The organism is Providencia sp. JGM181, assembly GCF_018257375.1.
GTDB classification, from domain to species: Bacteria; Pseudomonadota; Gammaproteobacteria; order Enterobacterales; family Enterobacteriaceae; genus Providencia; species Providencia lanzhouensis.
In genome coordinates this window covers 1-3,604 of sequence record NZ_JAERJY010000214.1, presented here as the reverse complement: position 1 = coordinate 3,604, position 3,604 = coordinate 1, and the positions used below count along the sequence as shown (strand labels likewise).

Here is a 3,604-nt window from a genome sequence, read left to right as displayed (position 1 = left end):
ATTTTTAATGTGGCATTCACACCGCTTGAACTGACATCACTGTTATATTGACCTTGGTAAGACACTCCGAAAGTCGTGGATTTATTCAGCTGAGCATCAACCCCTAAGCCTACACCGAATAAGTTATCTAACTTGCCACCACGAATTTTGGCTTCGCCAGTGTCTGATAGGAACAACATCGCTTCTGGGCGAGTATCGCCAAATAAATGGCTGGCAGATACGTCACCTTTCAGTGTGAGATTCACATTACCCGCGCTGAATGGATAGCCACCACGTAAACCAACGGTACCAACTTGGATATCTTGGTTATCTGTTTTGGTGGTGAATTGCATATTGCCGACTTGCTCATGCAGATTATCGCTGGTGACATGCAGCCAGTTAAATCCAGCATAAGGCTCAACAGAATATCGGTCATTATTCAGTTGGGTATAAGCACCTTCCACGAAGAATTGCGTGATTTTTGCATCATAGCTGGTGGAGTTATAACCTGACTCTTGACCTACCCACAGTGTACGTTTCGCATCTCTGTCTTGGTTTGTATGAGTTACACCATAGTTAACCGCAGCCACATCCTTGATATTGGATACGCCGTAGGCACCGACATGCAGGTCATTGCTGTCAATTTTACCGTACTCATGGGCTTTGTATTTAGATGAACCCGCCCCAAAGAACAGTCCCGCTTTGGTGTGCTCAGCGACATCAATTTCTGCACCCACTAATGCTGCATAGAAATCGGTATCCATATTGCTGTAGCCATAGTCAAGGTTGCCCCATTGACCAACACCTGTCATCCAAATGCGTGCATTGCTATTTTCAAGGTTAGCATAGCGACCATGACCCACGCCGATAGCCTGATCTTTCACGGTACGAGTTAGACCTAATACGTTCACGACGCTGGCATTATTCGCATTCAGGTACATATCGCTACCGAGTGATTGATAAGTGTCTCGAAGGTCACGTTCGCTCATCGGTAGCGTTGCATCAAACAGCTGACCTTTAGCGTTACTTTCTAGTGCATTAGCAATCGAACGACCATTCTCATTATTGGCAAATGAAGCAAATGAGGTATCCGCTTTTTTGCTTAAAGAGCCCGTAATGGTGTTATCTTTTACGGAAACGTCTTTTTGGAATAACGCATAGTCATCTGCGGCAGCATTATTGGCATTTGCTGCGAGCATTTTGGTTTTAGCGCGGTTGTCGGCTAAATTATCTGCGTTAACCGTACCTTGGATTGAATTATCATTAAGATAAACATCTTTCAGTTGCCCAATGTTATCGGCAGCAACATCCAGTTTAGCGCCTTGATTTAAGGTCATATTACCGACATTCACATCATGACCTGCAGTGACTAAATAGGTTCCTTTATCGTTGATGTTGATATTGGCTTTATGGCTTTCATTGGAGACTAACTGACCTTTTTGAGTAAATTTGTCGTTATAACGATTAAGCACGCTAATTGTGCCGCCGTTAACATTCACGTCAGCAGTACCAAAGGATTCAGTAAAACCGTACAGAGAACCTTGTTCGACGGTTGTACCGCCACGGTAGGTGTTATCCCCCGTCATCACCAATGTGCCTTCACCCGCTTTGACTAGAGCGCCATCATACAAACCTGCATCGATTTTGGCTTGAATGGCCTCAGCGCGTTTTTGGTAATATTCCTGACGCCATTTTTTAGCATCTTCTTTATCGACAATATGAGAAGTTGGGTCTGGATTGCCATCATTGACTACAAAATCGGTACCAAGATTATAATCGCCACCAGCATCGATACCGTGGGCTTTATAATCGGCTAACCATGCCAAATCTTCGGTTTCACGCTGATCTAACGCCGCTTGGCTAATGTCATTTGTCCAGACATCAAGTGGGACAGCATCCAGTTGGTATTCGAATTTACCTAAGAATTGACCTGGGCCATACATACCTTTTTCGAGATCAGGAGTACCCCAACCATAGCGCTCATCAGGTACGCCATCCGCGGATGTCCAGCCTTTATAGAGGCTGCCATCTGGGTTATAACGGTTGGCAGTCGTGAACATCACATCACGAACTTGCAGGGCATTCATGGATTGATAACGAGACATTAAAACGCCCATGGCACCAGTGACGTGTGGTGCTGCCATTGATGTTCCGCTAAAGGTATCCCAACCCGGATTGCCGTCAGCATCTACGACGCTGGAGTAGATATAGCGGCTAGGGGCAACGACGGTCCACCATTTGGCATTTCCCGCCTCGTTAAACATACCCTCAATTTCATAGCCTGTTTTATCTGCCGTCTGTTTTAACCCTGCAACCGCAATCCAATGTTTCTCTGCTTGTGGATTGAAATAAGGGTAAAGAGGGCGGTAGTACGGGTTTTTAAAATCACGGTTACCTGTGGTGAAGACTTGAACAACATTGGTGCCTTTCACGGCATCATAGGCGGCATCTACAAAGGATGGGTTATCCCCGTAGATTTTTTTGAAATAGAAATATTCGTACTCAGTTTGTTGGGTGGTATCAACGGGTAAATGTACCGTGGTGTTACCGCCATCAGGACCGACTGTTTTTCCTGCATCAATAATTCTTGGGTTGGTACCCCAACTGTTATTGATCACTTGGGCGCCAGCATCCACCATGGCTTTCCAGCCAGTATAGAAATATTGGTAATCTTGATAAGGACCATAGTTATTGCTGTCGGTGGCACCTGTGTTACCCACATACACATCGGAACCCCAGGCAACGCCGTGCATACCTTCGCCATCACGGTTAGCACCGACGGTACCTGTCACGTGGGTACCGTGAGTGTCATTCACGCCTTTGATCCAATCTCCAGTCACATCGAAGGCTTGGCCTTTTTCATAGTGGCCGCCTAATTCTTGAGGATAACGCATCCCCGTGGAGCCGTACTCACCTTTGGCTTTAACTGCGTGAAAGCGGGAACCACTTAGCTCTTGGTGAGATAACAACGCGCCTGAATCCATTACGCCAATTTTAGCGCCTTGCCCATGATATCCCAGCGCATAAGCACTGGAGGCATTCATGGCGGCTAAACCCCAGTCATTTTTATATTCTTGGCTTTCCCAACTATTTTTATCACCGAGTTGCCCTGTTTCAGAGTAAGCCAGCGTATAGCCGGAAAATAATAGCGCAGAAGTAATAATAGAAAGCTGAAAAATATTTTTATTTATTGCAGCTTTATTTTTATAACGAGAAGATGACGCAAATTTATGTGCTTTGTTCATTCTGATACCTTTGTTATCAATCAAAAAACATCATTAAGAATCAAAAAAAGAATCGCAAAGATAATCTGTGTTTTATAAAAATAAATACTTGAGCGCCATCTCAAAATCTTTTTATTTGTCTAAAAAGTAGATTTATTGACTAGCTAATCACATCAAATACAGATGAATAGAACGTGAAAAGAACAAATTAAATGATAGTTCTACGTGGGGAATTAAATTAATTTTTGCTTTTGAATACAGGAATTAAAATTTAGATAAATTTATTGAGAATAAATCAGTTGTGATAACAAATTCGTGTTATTTATTAACAGTCATTCTTGCTAATTATTTTTTAAGTATTAATGACTAATTAAAAGTAATGAATTATTTTTCTATTATTT

General features: G+C 43.0%; 1 protein-coding gene. It reads right to left on the bottom strand.

Translation table 11 applies throughout. The features are described from left to right. Positions 1-3,224: autotransporter domain-containing protein (locus JK188_RS16755; RefSeq protein WP_249216040.1), on the bottom strand; the 3,224-nt coding region annotated here is incomplete at its 3' end. Positions 3,225-3,604 lie beyond the last annotated feature (380 nt).